At 69.0% G+C, this 16,070-nt stretch carries 11 protein-coding genes; 4 read left to right on the top strand and 7 right to left on the bottom strand.

Features of this window, described 5'->3' with window-relative positions:
* Nucleotides 1-308: 308 nt before the first annotated feature.
* On the top strand, nucleotides 309-728 hold the full coding sequence (locus tag AB0D74_RS32310) for a hypothetical protein (protein WP_362594871.1): 420 nt from the start codon (nucleotides 309-311) through the stop codon (nucleotides 726-728).
* Nucleotides 729-769: 41 nt separating this feature from the next.
* Nucleotides 770-3,400 (top strand): DNA translocase FtsK, encoded by a 2,631-nt coding sequence (locus AB0D74_RS32305; RefSeq protein WP_362594869.1) that lies wholly within the window; start codon nucleotides 770-772, stop codon nucleotides 3,398-3,400.
* Between the two features lie 38 nt (nucleotides 3,401-3,438).
* Here AB0D74_RS32305 and AB0D74_RS32300 read toward each other — a convergent pair whose 3' ends face one another.
* Entirely contained in the window at nucleotides 3,439-4,944 is a 1,506-nt protein-coding gene (locus AB0D74_RS32300; protein WP_362594867.1) for an ATP-binding protein, read from the bottom strand.
* A 391-nt stretch (nucleotides 4,945-5,335) separates the two neighbouring features.
* On the bottom strand, nucleotides 5,336-6,163 hold the full coding sequence (locus AB0D74_RS32295; RefSeq protein ID WP_362594865.1) for an alpha/beta hydrolase: 828 nt from the start codon (nucleotides 6,161-6,163) through the stop codon (nucleotides 5,336-5,338).
* A 222-nt stretch (nucleotides 6,164-6,385) separates the two neighbouring features.
* Between AB0D74_RS32295 and AB0D74_RS32290 the strand changes: the two genes are divergently transcribed.
* Nucleotides 6,386-7,042: a TetR/AcrR family transcriptional regulator gene (locus AB0D74_RS32290; protein ID WP_362594863.1), complete on the top strand. Its 657-nt coding sequence runs from the start codon at nucleotides 6,386-6,388 to the stop codon at nucleotides 7,040-7,042.
* Between the two features lie 98 nt (nucleotides 7,043-7,140).
* Here AB0D74_RS32290 and AB0D74_RS32285 read toward each other — a convergent pair whose 3' ends face one another.
* Both AB0D74_RS32285 and AB0D74_RS32280 read right to left on the bottom strand, forming a co-directional pair.
* Nucleotides 7,141-7,815, bottom strand: a complete 675-nt coding sequence (locus AB0D74_RS32285; RefSeq protein ID WP_362594861.1) for a TMEM175 family protein — start codon at nucleotides 7,813-7,815, stop codon at nucleotides 7,141-7,143.
* Between the two features lie 164 nt (nucleotides 7,816-7,979).
* Nucleotides 7,980-9,269 carry a nucleotide disphospho-sugar-binding domain-containing protein gene (locus tag AB0D74_RS32280; protein ID WP_362594859.1) on the bottom strand — a complete coding sequence of 430 codons (1,290 nt, stop codon included), beginning with the start codon at nucleotides 9,267-9,269 and terminating at the stop codon, nucleotides 7,980-7,982.
* A gap of 150 nt (nucleotides 9,270-9,419) precedes the next feature.
* On the opposite strand from AB0D74_RS32280, the gene AB0D74_RS32275 reads away from it, so the two are divergent.
* Entirely contained in the window at nucleotides 9,420-10,313 is an 894-nt protein-coding gene (locus AB0D74_RS32275) for a LysR family transcriptional regulator (protein ID WP_362594857.1), read from the top strand.
* Between the two features lie 70 nt (nucleotides 10,314-10,383).
* Here the strand turns inward: AB0D74_RS32275 and AB0D74_RS32270 are convergent, their stop codons facing one another.
* From AB0D74_RS32270 to AB0D74_RS32260, 3 genes are all read right to left on the bottom strand, one after another.
* Entirely contained in the window at nucleotides 10,384-12,819 is a 2,436-nt protein-coding gene (locus AB0D74_RS32270; protein WP_362594855.1) for a spherulation-specific family 4 protein, read from the bottom strand.
* Between the two features lie 494 nt (nucleotides 12,820-13,313).
* Nucleotides 13,314-14,549, bottom strand: coding sequence for an MFS transporter (locus AB0D74_RS32265; RefSeq protein ID WP_362594853.1), 1,236 nt, complete (start codon nucleotides 14,547-14,549; stop codon nucleotides 13,314-13,316).
* 302 nt (nucleotides 14,550-14,851) lie between these two features.
* A complete protein-coding gene (locus tag AB0D74_RS32260) occupies nucleotides 14,852-15,739 on the bottom strand; it encodes a helix-turn-helix transcriptional regulator (RefSeq protein WP_362594851.1) in 888 nt (295 codons plus the stop codon).
* Nucleotides 15,740-16,070 lie beyond the last annotated feature (331 nt).

Raw genomic sequence — 16,070 nt, 5'->3', positions numbered from 1 at the left:
CGGGGCGTGAGGCCACTGTCCGGCGACCAGATCCAGCGCCTGTCCGACTGGTGCCGCCACCAGGAGCGCTCACTCACCAGCCACTACCGGCGACAAGCCACCTCCGGACATGAAGATCACAATCTGCAGCTGAATTGCCAGTGTCGCACCTTCCGCCTTGCAGCCTGTGTCATCGAGTTCCGGGTACGGGTCGGCCGTCTGGCCTGGTGGGGTCGAGAAAGACCGCATCGCCCCCGGCGGTCAACAACGCCAAACCCGAGTGAGGTTGACGATATGCTCATCCGCGCCGGTAGCTTTCTGGGGGTGCTGTGGCCGACACGGACTTGATGACCGTCACGTTGGAGGGAGCACGTGACAGCGACCAGGTGGAAATCGACGAACTGACACTCCAGTTACGGGCGGGTCTGCTCGAACTTGACGTTCATCGCGTGGAGCCGGTCCAAGTCGGGGAAACTCCCGCAGGCTCCAAGTCAGGCGGCGCGGTCGCCCTTGGGGTGCTCGCCGTAACCCTGTCGCCCGTCGCCTTGCGGGGGGTGTTCCGGCTGCTGGAAACATGGGTGACCAACCGTCCCATTCGAAAGGTACGGGTTGTGTTCGGCGACGACAGCATCGAACTGGAACACGCTTCGGCAGAGGACCAACGCCGACTCGTCGACGCCTTCATCGCGGTCCATGGACCTGCCTCACCTGCGGAACCGGTCAACGAATCAGGACTGTCCGGTGCCTGACACGGCCTACCCCGTCCAGAAGAGAGGCATGGCCAACGGCAGTGTCCGGTAGCCGCAGCGCACTACTCATCGCCACGGGCGAGTACGAGAATCCCGCGCTGAAACGGCTCCGTTCGCCCGCGCGCGATGCCGCGGAGCTTTCAGAAGTGCTTCAGGATCCGGACATTGGCGCATTCGACGTCGCGCAGGTGATCGACCGGCCGCATCATGAAGTCAGTCGCTGCCTGGAGACCTTCTTCTTGGACCGAAGCCGGGAGGATCTGCTACTCCTCCACTTTTCCTGCCACGGCATAAAGGACGACAGCGGGAGTCTCCACTTCGCCGCCGCAGACACGGACCGAAGGCTCCTGGCCTCCACCGCGATATCTGCGGCGTTCGTACATGAGCAGATGCGCCGCTGCCGGGCGAAGTCGATCGTCGTACTTCTCGACTGCTGCTACAGCGGTGCATTTCTGCCCGGCACCAAGGGCGATACCGCTGTACATGTGAACGAGGAGCTGGCAGGTCACGGCCGGGCCGTCCTCACGGCGACGAACCGCACCGAGTACGCGTGGGAAGGCGACCACCTCACGACGTTGCTGCCCGAACCTTCTCGATTCACAGGGGCCGTCATCGACGGTCTTCGGACCGGCGAGGCGGACCGGGACCAGGACGGAATCGTCAGCGCCCATGATCTTTACGAGTACGTCTACGAGCGGATCCTTGCCGCCGGCGTACAACAGCGACCGCAGATGTGGGCCGAGCTCGAATACCGGGTGGCCATCGCCTACGCCTTCGGCAGGTCAAAGCGGACAGCCGAACGCTGCGTCCCCGCCGCCGTTCAGATCTCCCCGCCCGCCGTCGACAATCGCCTCAGTGCCGCTCAGGGGACGAGATCCGTGCGGCTGCCGGCAGTTGACGAGCCGACACCGGACGCAGCACCACCCCTTCGAGTACGACAGCCCGTCACAAAACGGGGCTCAGGTGTCGGGGACGCCTTCCCAGTCAGCGATACCGCCCCTGGTGACACGGCGCTGCGCGGCACGGCCTCCCCTCCGGTCATCTCAGGCCCGGCCCGGTCGTCACCGGCTGCGTCCGGGGGCTTTCCGCTGCATACCGGGCAGGTTGGGCCTACCGCTGCCTTCACGTACCCGCTGCCTTCGCTGGACCTGCTCGCACGTGGTGGCCCAGTCACGGCACGCAGTGCGGCCAACGACGCGGCGATTACCGCGCTCCAGAATGTCTTCGTCGAGTTCAAGGTCGACGCTGCCGTCACCGGCTTCTGGCTCGGGCCGACAGTGACACGTTACGAGGTTGCGCTCGGCCCTGCGGTACAGGTTCAGCGGATCATCGCGTTGACGAAGAACATCGCGTACGCGGTCGCCGACCCGGATGTACGGATCACGTTCCCGGTACCGGGCAAGCCCGGGGTCGGCATCGAGATCCCCAACAGAAAGCGCGAGGTGGTCGCCCTCGGCGAAGTACTGCGTACGGCTGCCAAGGTCGAGGACGACCACCCGATGCTGGTCGCGCTCGGCAAGGACGTCGAAGGCGGCTACGTGATGGCCGATCTCGCGAAGATGCCTCACGTACTCGTCGGCGGTGCCATGGGTTCGGGTACATCGGCGTTCATCGACTGTCTGATCACATCGATCATGATGCGGGCGACACCCGAGAACATCCGCATGGTGCTCATCGACCCCAAGCGCGTCGAACTCATGGCGTTCAAGGACATCCCGCACCTGATCATGCCGATCATCACCGACTCGAACCGGGCGGTCGAGGCACTCCAGTGGATCGCGCGAGAGATGGATCTCCGTTACGACGATCTGGCGGCGTACGGCTATCGGCACATCGACGCCTTCAACCAAGCCGTACGCGAAGGAACCATCACTTCGCTCAAGGGCGGTGAGCGCGACATACGGCCACGCCCGTACCTGGTGGTCATCGTCGACGAACTGGCCGATCTGATGACGGCCACACCTGGTGGTGTCGAGGACGTGATCCAGCGCATCACTCGGCTTGGGCACACGGTCGGCATCCACCTGGTGCTCACCACGCAGCGGCCGTCCAGCGATGTCATCACCAGTCTGAAGGCGAACGTTCCCTCACGGCTCGCGTTCACCACCTCATCACTCGCCGACTCCCGAGTCGTTCTCGGCCGACCCGGTGCGGAGAAGCTGATCGGTCGGGGCGACGGGCTTTACCTGCCGAGGGGCGCGGACCAGCCGACTCGTCTACAGGGTGCCTTCGTCACTCAAGCGGAAATCGCTGCGGTAGTGGCACATTGCATCACCGCCGAGACAGATCCCTCTGTGCACCAGCCCGCGCCGCAGGTGTACAAGGGCTACACCGCGACCGTGACGCTCTACACAGATCGAGCCGAGATCAAGCGCAAGGTCATGGGGAAGGCTGGCGGCGCCAAGGACTGTGTGATCCCTCTCGGCGATGTCATCAAGGTTCAGTCCAAGGACCCCACCCGCCTCGTCAACGGGTACGTACAACTCGCCACCGCACAGGACCGGACACAGCTCCGTCACATCACCGGTGAGCTGCAAAGAACTCCCGCGGGTAACTCTCATACCGTTCTGTTTTCGTGGAATCAGCGGGAGACATACGCCGCCTACCTGGCGGCAGTCACCACCCGGGTTCAAGTGCAAGGTCGCGACCGGCCGACTCACCCAGTCGAGTGAATCCAGCCCGTTCAGTTGCCCCGGGAACGCGCTGGGTATCAGCTGCCGTAAAGGGTGGGCAGATCGACCAGAAGGAGGTCGTCCCGACGACTGGCCAGGTCGACCAGGTCGGGGTAGAAGCCGTACAGGGAGTACAAGGCCAGGGTGGCGGTGTCGGTGCCGTACCCCTGGTCGGCAAGCAGATCGCGGATGCGCTCCAGGCGTTCCAGGTCACCGGTCCCCCGGCGAGCGGCGGTCGCCTTGGCCTCGCCCAGCAACGCGATCCTCGCACGGGGAGCCTGCGGGCGCTCGCCGGCGGCCAGGGCGATGACATCGACCTCGTGCTTGGTCCGGGCGGCCTGGTCGGCGACCTCGGTGGTGCCGACCGGCCCGGGCAGTCCGCCGGGGAGCCGGGTGTGGGCGTAGCGGCGGGTGAAGTCTCGGGCCAGGTCCTCGAAGTGCGGTCCGAGGATCTTGGAGTTGAAGGTCGGGGCTGCCTGCTGCCAGACCTGCTCGGCGAAGCCCTGCTCCACGGCGGCTGCCTGAGGGAGGGTGATGAGCTGGTTGAAGCGGATGACGGGATCGGCGAGGGTGATGACAGGGTGCTTGGAGCGAAGGATGTCCTGCTCCCGGCGGATGTAGCCGGTGGACTCCAGCACACCCAGGGGGTGGGCGACGGCATTGCGCGGCCGTTCCAGGGCGGCGCCGATCTTGCTGGGCGTGGTGGCGCCGTTCGCGATCGCGGTGAGGATGTCGTAGTACAGGGTGTGCTGGGTGATCCTGGGATCCTCGCGCAGCAGGTACTCGGTTTCGGTCCGCGAGTACACCGCCCGGCCCGGATCGAGCAGTGTCCGGGTGAGCCACGTGTCGAAGCCGTTGTCCGGATGCGGACGGCCGGCCACCGGTCGGTAGCCGGGTGCCCCGCCGAGGACCGCGTGCACCTTCAGCGCGGTCAGCGGGTCGGTGATCTGCCAGAAGTCCCGGCTGTCCCGGTAGTCGAAGGCACCCAGCCGTAGATCGACCACGGCCCGGCCCCGCAGCGGCTTGGTTCCCGAGAGCAGTTCGTGCATGACGCTCATCGCGGAGCCGCACAGGATCAGCCGCGGCCCCGGCCCGGCATTGTGCCGGGCGCCGCGCTGGCGTTCGTCGTAAAGCTGCTGAAGCAGTCCCGGGATCTCGGGCGAGTGCTGGAGCAGGTAGGGCAACTCGTCGATCACCAGGAGTGGATGCGCAGAGCGGGCCGTCACATCAAGGGCATTGGACAGCACGTCACGCCAGTCGGTCAGGCGCAGGCTGCCCGGCCTCAGACCGGCATGCGCGGCGACCGCGTCGCTGAACCGGTGGATCGCGGGCAGCCGCCCCTCTTCCCGGACCGCTGTGACGTACAGACCGCCGACCTGCTCGGACAGGGCTTGCAGAAGGTACGACTTCCCGTGCCGCCGACGCCCCGACACGATGCCGAGCCGCATCGCCGGGTCCGGATCGGCGAGGAACTCCGCGAGCAGACCCCACTCCCGGTCCCGGTCGACCACATCGTCCGGCTTGGCCGACAGCCTCTCCTCCACTCACTCTCCCACATCTTGACTGCGACGGATCTCGTCGAAGTCTACTTCGACGTATTGCGTCGTACTGGAAATAATCCCGGCGATTCGGCGACGGACCCACGGAAGGCAGGTCGAGCCAGCGTCGGTCCGCATGGCCAACGCGTGACCAACAGCGCTCGGGAACAGGCAGAAACAACCTAATCAGAGCCCTGCCACGGCTCCATGGGGCCAGGGGTGGCGGCCCCGGCCGTTGCTTCGGTCCAGGACCGGACATCCCCCATGGTCCCCGCCAGACCGACGAGCCAACCCGTCACGGACGCCGGCTCGTCGACGCTCACGGCAGTGTCCGTTCCGAGTGGTCGGCGTGCAGAGGGTTCGGGGGTGGCAGCGGGTCGGCCCCCGAGGGGTGGGGTCAGTCGGCCGGGCCCGGCTTGACGACGGTGTCGACGAAGTCGCCGATGGCCGCGAGGGTCGCCTTGAGCTGTTCGATCTGCGGGAAGTGAGCGGCTTCCGGGATGGGCACGAAGCGGCTGTTGGGGAAGGAGTCGGCGTAGCCGCGGCCGTAGACGGGGTTGGCGATGCCGTCCTCCTCGCCCCAGGCCACCAGGACCGGGAGGGTGATGCGGTGCAGCCGGCCGCGGAGCTTGGGGTCGTAGGTGAAGCCGGGGCCGCCGTAGACGGCGAGGGTCTGCTGGTTGGCCGCCGCAGCGGCGCGCTGCTGGTCGGTGAAGGTGGAGAAGTCAGGGCGGAAGGCCGCGTTGGCGAAGGAGAGCTTGGTGACCGCCTGGGGCGGCAGGGTGCGCGGGTCGACGACCTGGTTGGCCGGCATGTGGGCGTGGATGCCGACGGCGTTGAGGAGGGTGAGGGCGCCGATGCGGCCCTTGGTGTCGCGCAGGGCCATCTCGGCGGCGATCCAGCCGCCGATCGAGTTGCCGATCACCATCACGTCGGTCAGGTCCAGGCTGTCCAGCAGATCGAGGTAGGCCACCGCCAGGTCCGCGACGGAGTCGCACCACTCAGGACGCGGCGTGCCGTCGAAGCCGGGGTGGGTCGGGGTGACGGTGTGGACGTGCTCGGAGAGGGCGGTGGCCAGGCCGGTCATCGTGCGGGGGCCGGCGCCGCCGTGCAGGAGCAGGACACCGGTTCCCTCGGTGTCGGCGCCGTATGCGTCGATGGTGACGGACAGGCCGTCGGCGAGGTCGACGGTGCGTGTGGTGGAGGGAGCGGTCGGAGCGTTCACAGCGGTGGTCCCCATTCGTGAGAGCTAACTCTCACGAAACTAGATGAGCCCGGGACGTTATGCAAGTCCACTCTCATAAAGAGAGTCACCACTCACCTCTGCCGACGGCATCACGTCTCGTGAGAGCATGCTCTCGTGAGGGTGAAGCGCTCGCTTCATGGGAGGGGAGTTCTCATCACGGGGTTCAACCCGCCCGAGCCGCGGACGACGAGAGGTGGACCGATGGGAACACAGAGCACGGCGGGCCGTGCCAACCAGAAACTGCGCACCCGCACCGCGATCGTGCAGGCAGCGACCGAGCTCAGCCGCACCGGCCGCGAAGTGACCATGCCCGAGGTGGCCAAGGCGGCCCTGGTCTCCGAGGCCACCGCCTACCGCCACTTCCCCGACCTGCTCAGCCTGTTGCGCGAGGCCGTCACCGGGCAGCTGCCCACAGTCGCCGAGGCGCTGCGGCCGGTCGCCGGCTCCACCGACCCGGTGGAGCGCGTGGCCGCCGCGACCGAGTCCCTGCTGCGCCACATACTGAGCCGCCAGGGCGTGGTCCGCGCGATGATCGCGGCCACCATCGTGCGGCCCGCGGAAGCCTCCGCCCGCCCGGGACTGCGCTTCGGACTGATCGACCACGCGCTGGCCCCCGCCGCCGAAAGCGGTGCCGTCGAGCCCGCGGCGCTGGACCAGCTCAAGCGTGACCTCTCGGTCGTCGTCAGCGCCGAGGCGCTCTTCAGCCTGACCGACCTGAACGGGCTGGCCCCCGAGCAGGCCATCACCAGCCTCGTCCGGACCGCGACGACCCTCACCCGGGCCGCGCTGCGGGACAGCGAGCGCTCCGACGGCCGTACCGGGCCGGACGCCACGCCCCGTCCCGGAACGGAGGCCTGAGGCGCTCGGCGCGATCGCGCCCCGACCGCCACGGGCCGCACCGCCGCAGCTTCCGGAGGCTCGCCCTCCAGGGCCGGAAGCGCGTACAGCCCGTACCTTCAGCTTCGCCCGTGGCGTCGTGGGCGGGTGAGGGCCAGCGGCCCGAGCACCGGTATCAGGATCCAGCACAGGTACGCGTACGTGGTGAGGAACGAGACCGGGACGGATACCAGGAAGGCCACCGCGGCTGCGCCGACCCCCCTGGTCGCCCGGGAGAACACCTCCGGCGCGGTGCCCGCCCGGCTCAGGTCGGCGCGACGGATCTCCCGGACCATCAGCAGGAACAGCGCACAGGCGGAGAACTGCACCGTGGCGTAGAAGCCGAACCGGACCTGGAACGCACCGTCGCCGCCGATCACGTCGGTCGCGAACGGGGTCACCACCAGCAGGAGCAGCCAGTACACGGTCAGGTTGGTCAACCGGCCGCTCACGGCCGCGACATGCCGGAACACCCGGTGGTGGGCCCGCCAGTGCGCGGCGATCACCACGAAACTGATCAGGAACGCCATGTAGCCGGCGCGGTGGTCCGCCGCCGAGTGCAGCAGCGCGCTGTTCGTCGAGCCCTCCGGAACCGGCAGTTCGAGTGCCAGCAGGGTCAGTGCGATAGCGATCACCGCGTCGCCGAAGAACGTGAGCCGCTCGGCCGCGGCCGTCCGGATCTCCACTTCTTCGGACGGTTCACGCTCGGTCGGTTCACGCTCGGACGGTTCACGCTCGGTCGGGACAGTCGTCATGGCAGAAGGACTCCACGGTAGGACGGGATGGACAGTCCGTGCCCGCACCCGCCGAGGCAGTCAGGACTGTATGCACGAAATGCTTTCTCCAACTGGGCCAGGCCCCAGGTCACGTTCGCCCCGGCGGAGACGGCGGGCCCGCCGTGCACGTCGCATCCGTATGTCTACCGGCCGAGTTCGACCACAGCTTCGTGGATCGCGGTCAGCGCGTCATGCCGGGCGTACTCCGCCGCCAGCTGCGCGGCGCGCTCCCGATAGGCCGCCTCGGTCAGCACCCGCTCCACCGCCGCACGCACATCCTGTGCCTTCGGGCGCTGCGTGGCCAGGTTGATCGCCGCACCCGCCCACGCGGCACGCGCCGTCACCTCGGTCTTGTCCTCCGTCTGGCCGGCCAGCACCATCGGAACACCGTGGCCGAGTGCCTGCTGCACCCCGCCGTAGCCGCCGTTGCTCACCAGGACGTGGGTATGCGGGAGCAGGTCGTCGAACGGGATGAACTCGGCCACCCGGGCGTTCGCCGGCACCCGCTCCAGCTCGGCGGCACGCCCCAGCGTCGCGACCACCAGCACGTCCAGGTCGGCCAGGGCATCGAGCGTCGGCTGGACCAGCTCGGTGAAATCGACGTTCGACGCGGTCCCCTGGGACACCACGACCACGCGGGGCGCCGACGCGACCTCGTCCCACCACGCCGGAAGCCGCGACGTCCGGCCCGGTCCGAGAGGCAATGCGCCGACATAGCGGATCGAGTCCGGCAGGTCGCCGCGCGGATAGTCCAGCTGTGCGATCGACAGTTGCAGGAACCGGTCCGGCACCCGCGACATCCCGTCCATGACGAACGGCGCCTGCTCCGTCACCCCGCAGGAGGCGAGCACCTTCACCAGGTGCTCCTGCGTCGAGCCGAACAGCCCTTCCTGCACCATGGTGTTCGCCGCCCGATTGCGTTCCCTGCCTTCCGGCGAGCTGTCCGGGGCGAGACCGAGTCCGAACGGTGCGGTGTCCTCACTGCTGATCGTCAACGGCACCACCCCGAGCCCGACCACCGCGGCCGGTCGTACTCCCGCCGCCCCGAGCAGCACCGGCCACGCTCCGAGGAAACCCGTCTCGTGCAACAGCACCACCGGCTCGCCCTCGGCCGCCGCGAGCAGTTCCTGGACCGTGCGGTGCTGATCCGGCACCGGATCGATGAACAGGTGCCGCAGTCCGAAACCCAACTGCTCCGGACCCGGTGCCATGGAGAGGATCTCCGGGAACAGCGCCGGCACGTTGTCGCCGTCGAAGTCGGCCGCACCCAGCAACGGCGCGAACCGAGCGCCGACCGCTTCCACCGCACCGCGGTAGTGCGAACCAGTGGTCACGGTGACCTGATGACCACGCCGCACCAGGTCGGCGGCGATCGCACGCATCGGCGTGAAGTGCCCGTAGACGGGTGACGCAGCGACGACAACTCGCGTCATGCAAAGAGCCTCTTCCTGTGAAAGACCACGGCCATTCCGTCAGGCCGGGCCCCATTACGCTTCTCCCGCGCCATGATCAGGCAGTTCGGCCGGTATCGGTAGCGAATACAATTGCTTTTGCTTATCGCACATTGCGATGAAAGGCGGACGGTGGAGCTACGGCAGATCAGAGCGTTCGTCGTCGTCGCGGACGAGGCCAGCTTCACGCGCGCGGCGGCCAGGCTGAGCCTGGTGCAGTCGGCTGTCTCGGCCGCGGTACGGAACCTGGAACGGCACCTGGGAGTGGAGCTGTTCGAACGCACGACCCACCACGTGCATCTGACCCAGGCGGGCCGGCTGTTCCTGCCCGAGGCCCGGCGGACGCTCGCCGCCGCGCAAGAGGCCCAGCACGTGATCGAGCAGATGCGGGGCGGGCTGCGCGGAGAGGTCCGGCTCGGCGTCATACAGACGCCCCGGCACATCGTCGCCCAACCAGCCCTGCTCATCTCGACGTTCCGCGCCACACACCCCGGCGTGACCGTTTCCGTACAAGCCGCCGGCAGCGTCGAACACGCCGAAGACCTCCGCAGGAAGCGCCTCGACATCGCCTTTGTGATCCTCCCGCCCGAGGCCACGACCGGCCTCGACATGTACGTCCTGACGTCGGAGAAACTGCAGCTGCTGTGCCACGCCGGCCACCCGCTGGCCGGACGCGACCAGGTGGGGCTGGGGGAACTGGTGGACCAGCCGTTCGTCGACACCCCGGCCACCTGGGGCAACCGGCTCGCGACCGACGCGGCCTTCGCCCGCGCCGGACTCACCCGCAAGATCGCCTACGAGATCGGCGACGCCGCCGGCCTGGCCTCCCTCGTCAGACACGGCCTCGGAGTGGCCATCGGCCCGATGTCGTTCATGCGTCCCGAGGACGAGATCCGGGCGGTCCCCCTCGGTTCCGACGCACCCAGCCTCACGCTCTCACTGGCCGTGCCCGCGGGACAGGCCGTGAGCGCCCCCGCGAGGGCTCTGCTCCGAACCGCCCGGGAGCTGTCCGAGCCCGCGCGGTAGACGGACCTTCGCCTGTTCGCCGGTTGCGTCACTCCCTGGAGGAACGGGTTCCCCCTGTTCGTCTCCCGGTTCAGCCGACGGGGTTGGTTCCGGCGATGACGTTGGTCAGGGGGCCGTAGCCCTCGCCCTGGACGTCGACGTAGTCGACGGCGTCTCCCAGGTCGGCCGTGGGCACGGTCCAGCTGTAGGTGTAGCCGTTGACGGTGGGCGGGATGTAGGCGACGGCGTTCCATGTCCAGTCACCGACGGAGGTTCCGGCGTAGACCAGGAGCGTGGAGTTCTCGATGAGCCAGTGGGCGCAGAAGTTCCCGTGGTCTTCGAGCTGTTGTGCGGTGAGGCCGGGGAACCAGCAGGATTCGGTGTTGCCGTTGGGCCACCAGTAGAGCTGGTCGTCACCGGGCCCGGGGGGTGAGATCTCGACGCGGTGGAAGGAGTAGGGGACGAGGAAGTCGGCGGAGTAGGTGATGGTCCCGGCTCCGCGGGTGATCCTGACGTTGGTGATGGTCTGGCCGCCGGGCAGTGTCAGGGTGGTGACGCCGACGCTGTTGCTGGGGCCGGAGATGTCGCCGCCGGCGCCCTGTGCGACGACGTAGAGGGTGTAGGACGATCCGCCGGGGGTCAGGCCGCCGATGGTGACCTGGGTCATCGAGGCGGGGAGGCTGGCCGCCAACTGGCCGTTCACGTAGACGAGATGGGCGGTGGCGTTCGCGCCCGCCGTCCAGCTGAGGCTCGCCGAGGAGTAGTCGGAGCGGGTGACGGTCAGTCCGGAGGGAGCCGAGGGAAGGGCGGCTCCGGCCACGTCGGGTTCCCGCGCGGCGACGGCGGAGGTACCGCCGGGCACCGCGGCCTCCTCCGCCGACCAGTAACTCGGCAGGGTGTCATAGGGGTTGGTGAGGACGTCGTCGGTGATGTAGACGTAGCCGGCGCCGCGGGTCCGGGAGGTCGCATCGACGAGGGAGACCTTGTCGGCGGGGACGCCGAAGATGATGTGCCAGATCTTCCTGGGGTCCGCCGGGGTCCAGTCGAGCGCCTGGTAGCCGCCGTTCTCGTAGGTGTCGTAGCTCCCCTCGAAGGTGAGCAGGATGTCGGCGCTGTCCTCGTAGCACCGGGGTACGACGGTGCCGGGGTTGAGGACGGTCATGGCGCCGGGGTGGTGGACCTTCTCGTACTGGTTGACCGCTTCGTACACGGCCGGGAACTCGTTGCCGGCGCCGCAGGCGTTGAAGCCGTCGTCGAAGAAGATGCCGTCGACGGAGGAGCCGTACATGGCGTACCAGGCGTTGATGTCCTCCTCGATCTGGGCGACCCAGTCGGCCACGGCCGTCGAGCCGAGCCGGGTCGTCAGGCCGGTCTGGCCGAGGTAGCCGGTGTCGACGTAGCCCAGGACGCGTTTGCCCGAGGCGTGGGTGCGGTCGATCACGTCGGTCCAGGCGGCGACGGGTTCGGAGCCGGGCCCGTTCAGGACGTTCGCGACGGCGATTCCGACCTTGTCCGACGGGGACCCGATCAGGGTGTTCCAGGTCGACGGGTCACCGGCGGGGTTGATGTACGAGGGGTCCGCGATGATCTGGCCACCGCTCGCGCCCGCCTGGAGGCCCCTGAGCCGTGCCAGCATGGCCGCGAGCGCGTCACCGTTCAGCACACTGGCGACATAGTTGAGCGGGGTCGCCCAGTTCACGAACCTTATCGCCAGACGCTTCAGGGTCTCCTGGGCGCCCGTCATCAGGGCGGCACCGGTTTCCGTGGCGTAGGTGACCAGCGTTCCACCGGCGGCTCCCAGGGCGGCGCCCCAGATCGCGGTGCCCAGGGCTGCTCCCCAGACCTCCGCATCGATCGGCTTCTTGTCCAGGGCGGCGCTGATGATCTCGCTGACTCCCCCTGCCAGACCCCCGACCAGAGCCGCGCATATCGGCGTGACGATGGGTGCCGTTGGCAGGAGGGTCAGGCATGCCGCCGTTCCGAGGACCGTGATGGCGGCGACGGCGAGGCCGGTCACCAGTTTCTTCCAGAAGCCGGACCAGAAGCCCGTGGCACCGAGTTCCGCCGCCGGTACCACGATCACGAGGCTGTCGCCCACGACCTGGATGGTGCCGTCGTACGTGGTGCCATCGGCGGCCGGCGTGTAGTAGCCCACCGTCACCGCGTGCGCCTGCTGATCGAAGAACTCGCTGAGCGCGTACCCCTTGGCCTGGTCGGCGTGTGCGTCGGTCACCTCCTGAGCCATCTTCTCGTGCACCGCGTCGGGGTACTGCGAGACGTCGAAGTCGATCGCGGCCACGACGTCGTCGTCGCTGTTCGCGAGGGACCGGTAGTTCCCGGAGTCACTCGCGCAGCCCGCACGTACATCCGCGCCGCCGTCGGCGAGCGACTGGGTGGTGAAGGACGTGGCGTACAGGGAGCATCCGGCGGCGTCCGCAGCAGCGGCCGACTGGCTGAGATCGGGCAGGGCGACCCCGGCCACCACCATCGACAGGGAGGCGACGAGGGTGACCAGAACACCCCCCACGAAGCGTCTCGTTCGGGTGGGTCTTCTTCTGGCCGGTCTCGTTGTGCGCATGCGGTCGGGCCTCCTGCTTTCCTGCGGTTGAGAGAGAGGCAACGCCGCGGGCACCGGCGGCATCCGAGCCGAACGGCTTCGCGCCGCCGGCAGCGGAGGGCAGCGAGGGACCTGCCCGCTCCCGCGACTCGGTCGAACAGCCGGACACCGGGTACGCCGTGATCAGCGGGGCAGGCCGCGGTTGATCCGACCTGCGGATCGGCCCGGGCCGGGGTCCGAAGGTCGGGTCCGGCGTACTGAACATGCCCGCAGTGCCGACCAGGGTGGAGGTCAGCAGAGGGTCGACACTATCGACAGTCACCTCTCCTTATGAGAGTCAACTCGCGTGAATATAGTCGGCTGTCGGCTTTTCACGCAAGCGCCCACCCCTCGCGGGCCGCACTGTCCGCAACGGTGGCGACCGCACCCATCGACCGTGCGCCCCCGAACCGGTCGCAGTCGGTTCAGGAGGCCGGGTCCAGGGCGTCCTCGGGCAAGGGCTCTCCGGGCAGGCGCCCAGCGGGCAGGTGTGCTCCGGCGGGGGCGGTGCCGCGGGCCCGGCGGGCGTCGAGGTGGCGGGAGAACAGGGCGACCAGGACCGCGGCGAGCGCCATGGCCGCGCCCACGGCGCTCGCGGAGGCGTAGCCGTATCCGGCGTCGATGGTGAGGCCGCCGAGCCAGGCGGCGATGGCGTTGCCGAGGTTGAAGGCGCCGATGTTCAGGGAGGACGCCAGGGTGGGCGCCCCGGCGGCGTTGTCCAGCACCCGCTTCTGCAGGGGCGGCACGGTGGCGAAGCCGAAGAACCCGATCAGGAAGATCAGGACCACCGCGGCGGCCTGGTGGGCGGCGGCGAGGGAGAAGGCCAGCAGGGTCGCCCCGAGCAGGGACAGCGCGGTGGCGAGCATCGGCATCAGCCGGCGGTCGGCGAGCCGGCCGCCGACGATGTTGCCCAGCACCAGTCCGCAGCCGAAGACCACCAGGAGCCAGGAGACCGAGGACGCGGAGAACGAGGCGACCTCGGTCAGGATCGGCGCGATGTAGGTGACGGCGGCGAAGACTCCGCCGAACCCGAGGACCGTCATCAGCATCGCGAGGATCACCTGCGGGTCGCGGAGCGCGGCGGCCTCCCCGGCGACGCCGGACACCTCGGGGCGCCGGTCCCTGGGGACGAAGCAGAGCACCCCCGCGACACCCAGGACACCGAGCGCGGCGATCAGGACGAAGGTGACCCGCCACCCGGCCGTCTGGCCGACCAGCGTCCCCAGCGGGACCCCGGCGACATTGGCGATGGTCAGTCCGCTGAACATCAGGGAGATCGCCGAGGCCCTGCGGTGCGGTGCCACCAGACCGGCCGCCACGACCGAGCCGATGCCGAAGAAGGCGCCGTGCGCGAAGGAGGCCAGCACCCGGCCGGCGAGCAGCAGCGCGAAGTCCGGTGCGACCGCGCAGAGCAGGTTGCCGGCCGTGAAGACGCCCATCAGCAGGGCGAGCATGGTCTTCCTCGGCATCCGGGTGCCCAGCAACGTCGTCACCGGGGCGCCGACGACCACGCCGACCGCGTAACAGGTGACCAGATATCCGGCCGACGGGATCGACACCCCGAAGGTGTCGGCCACCTGCGGCAGGATGCCGGTCGCCACGAACTCCGTGGTGCCGATCCCGAACGCGCCGATGGCCAGGGCCAGCAGTGCCAGTGGCATATGTCCTCCTCGGCCACGGCGCACCGGGGCGATGCGCGGGGGCTCACGACGGAGGGCGGCCGTACCGCGCGGACAGGCGCGAGGACGTGCTTGTGCGGGACCGCCCGCGGTGACCGATGGGTCCCCGGCCGACCGGGCGGGGTGTCACCGCGCGGCGACGTTAGCCCGGCCCGTCGCCGTGGCCCGAGGGATGCGGGCGTACGACCGGCGGCTTCGGCAACTTGCCGGGGTCGCGAGGGAGAAGACGGGAGGAGGGGACGGGAGGGGACGGGAGGGGACGGGAGGGGACGGGAGGGGACGGGTCAGCGGACGGGGGTGCCGATGCCCGCCTCCGGTACCTGGAGGGTGGAGGAGAGCAGGCGCAGGGCCGCCTCCGACTCGGTGCCGACGCGGGCCGTGTAGGCGATCATGCGCTGGCCCGCCGCGCCCGGCACCAGCAGGCTCTGGAACGACAACTCCATGGCGCCCGCCAGCGGATGGACCATCTCCTTGGTGCCGGCGACGCAGGTGCGCACCGGATGCCGGGCCCAGCGCTGCGCGAACTCCTCGCTGTTCAGGATGAGTTCGCCGACCAGCTCGGCGAGCTGCTTGTCCTGGGGATAGCGGCCGGCCACCAGCCGCAGGGAGGCCACCGCGAGCTGCGCCTCCTCGTGCCACTGCGGATACAGGTCCCGGGTGCGTTCGTCGAGGAAGAGCATCCGGGTCAGGTTCGGCCGCCGGGAGGGGTGTTCGGGCGCGTCGAAGTCCAGGTGCATGGCGAGCAGCAGGTGCCCCATGGCGTTCCAGGCGAGGATGTCGTTGTGCCGGTCCAGGACCAGGGCGGGGGTGTCGGCGAAGGTGTCGATGAGCTGGCGGACCCCGTGGTCGGCGCAGGCGGCGCGCGGCGGCTGGGCGCGCCGGGAGGTCGCCGTCTCCGGCCGGGCCAGGTCCATCAGATGGCTGTACTCGTCCGGCGTCAGCCGCAGGGTGCGGGCGATGGCGTCCAGGACCGCGTCGGACACCTGGACCGTGCGGCCCTGTTCCAGCCGGGTGTAGTGGGTGACGCTCAGGCCGGCCGCCAGCGCCACCTCCTCCCGGCGCAGACCGGGCACCCGGCGGCGCTCCGCGAACTGCGGCAGCCCGATCTCCTCGGGGGTGAGAGCGGCTCGGCGGCTGCGCAGGAAGTCGCTCAGCTCGGAGAAGTCAGGCATGGGGTGTCCCTCCCGTGAGTCCGGTGCGATGGACCGTGCTCCTGGTTCAACGGGTGCGGGGCCCGTCTCCTTCCCGCCCTGGGTGGTCAGGATCTGACCACCCAGGGCCCGGCCCGTCAGCGCCAGGCGAGTCGGTTCTGGGGTCTGGGTAGCTCCCGGCCCCGGCCGCAGGATTCCTTCCGTCGGCGTCTCCCGGCGTTCGGCATCCCGGAATCTCAGCGTCTCGAAGGGGATCTCATGTCTGTGGTGGATGGTGTGGTGGATGGGCCGGTGGGGTCGGTGGGGTCTGGTGTGGGTGGGGGTGGTTCGGGTGGGTTGTCGTCGCGGATGC

Origin of the sequence: Streptomyces sp. NPDC048278, assembly GCF_040652195.1 — a bacterium.
Lineage (GTDB): Bacteria > Actinomycetota > Actinomycetes > Streptomycetales > Streptomycetaceae > Streptomyces.
Note: the sequence above shows the minus strand (reverse complement) of the source record. Positions and strands in the feature narration are given on the sequence as shown.